Source organism: Xanthobacter sp. BG11Y11_SDJG, assembly GCF_057364445.1.
Genome location: NZ_JBNFNU010000656.1, coordinates 1 through 1,389 on the forward strand (window position 1 = coordinate 1; position 1,389 = coordinate 1,389).

Annotated in this window: 2 protein-coding genes; one reads left to right on the plus strand and one right to left on the minus strand. The window is 70.3% G+C overall.

The genetic code is table 11. From position 1 onward, the window contains the following. The first annotated feature begins 342 nt into the window (after positions 1 to 342). Positions 343 to 1,101 carry a hypothetical protein gene (locus tag AC2W7M_RS25485; RefSeq protein WP_486135894.1) on the plus strand — a complete coding sequence of 253 codons (759 nt, stop codon included), beginning with the start codon at positions 343 to 345 and terminating at the stop codon, positions 1,099 to 1,101. On the opposite strand, the gene AC2W7M_RS25490 is transcribed toward AC2W7M_RS25485, so the two are convergent. Beyond that, positions 1,004 to 1,255 carry a hypothetical protein gene (locus AC2W7M_RS25490; protein ID WP_486135895.1) on the minus strand — a complete coding sequence of 84 codons (252 nt, stop codon included), beginning with the start codon at positions 1,253 to 1,255 and terminating at the stop codon, positions 1,004 to 1,006. The two genes, AC2W7M_RS25485 and AC2W7M_RS25490, sit on opposite strands and share 98 nt — an antisense overlap. Between the last annotated feature and the right edge of the window lie 134 nt (positions 1,256 to 1,389).

The following is a 1,389-nucleotide window of genomic DNA, read 5'->3' on the forward strand; positions in this document are numbered from 1 at the left end:
CGGCGGACGCGGCCGGACGACCCCCGCCGCGGAGGCGATTTTGCGGCAGGCGCAGCCGCTCGCGTGAGCCGATGACGGACGCCAGCGCCGCATCATACCGCACCGCATTCACCGACGGTTAACCATGACTGCCGGCGACGCCGCCATAAGCCTTTGAAAAGCAATGCCCTACCGTTAAGTCCCGCATGCGGCCGCCGGCCGGGACCGGGTGCCGGGCTGCGCACACTGTCTTAACCAGCCGCATTGAAATATAAAGGGCCTGACCGCAAAGACGGGAACGTGCCGCCTCGGGGGCCGTTGCCGGTGTCAAGCGATCTCGCGTCGAACAGCCGGAGTAGCGTAATGGAGAGCCCGCGCGTCTATGTCTACCAGTTCGCCACCGGAGCCCAGTGGGCTGCGGGGGACAGCGTGGAGGCCTATCTGCGCCACCTTCTGGACGTGGATTTTCTTCAGGGCCTGCGGGCGGACCGCCTTGCGGCGGTGAGCGCCTTCCTCGACGAGGCCTTCCAGCTGGCCCATACCCTGGGCTGGAGCGGACGGGCGCGCGAGATGCCGCAGATGTTCTCGCTGCCGGGCATGCCGGCGGACGAGGCCGTCTACATGGTCGCCTGGGAGCAGGATGACGGCGTCGCCTACATCGCCTCGCCCTATCCGCTGCCGTGGCTGGACGCCAAGGCGACCCGCACCACCGATTCCTCGCGCGCCATCCCGGTGGACGACGAGGAGCGCGACCTGCGCCCCACCGCGGCGCCGGAGCCGGTCGCCTTGCGCGCCGAGCCCGCCGCGAGGAGCCGGACCCGCTCGAGGCCTTCGCCGACTTCGTGCGGCGCGAGGAAACCACGATCCGCCTGCGCGAGGCCGCGCCTGCGGCCGAGGACGACCGCGAGGCCGGCCGCCGCTTCTTCTGAGGCGGCGCAAAAGGCGCGCTCCGTCCGGGAGCGCGCCTTGACCCGTGTCCACCATTCGAAGGGCCTGTCAAAGGCCCTTCAGGACGCCGCGCCCGTCAGGGACGCCAGCCCGGAGGCGGCGGACCGTGGCGCTCGATGGCGTCGACGATCTCCCGCTGGCGGCGGTCGCTGCGCTTCATGTGCACGGCGATGACCGCATGGGCCGACGGCACCAGGAAGAACAGGGGAAAGATCAGGCCGAGCAGGATGCACGGCACGATCATGACCAGGTTCACCAGCGCCGAGATGGGCTGCCCGTTCACCAGCAGGCCGAGCGGCGGAAGCAGAGCGGCGAGAATGTAGACCATAGCGCGTAAAGCCCCTCCTTCGAGGCCCGAAGCTGCATATGGGCCCGCCGCGCCCGCACGCAAGGGAGGGGATAAGGTGTCGGCGCCCGCCTGGGCCCCGAACGCTGCCGCGGCACCCCCCGCGTCGGGGCGCC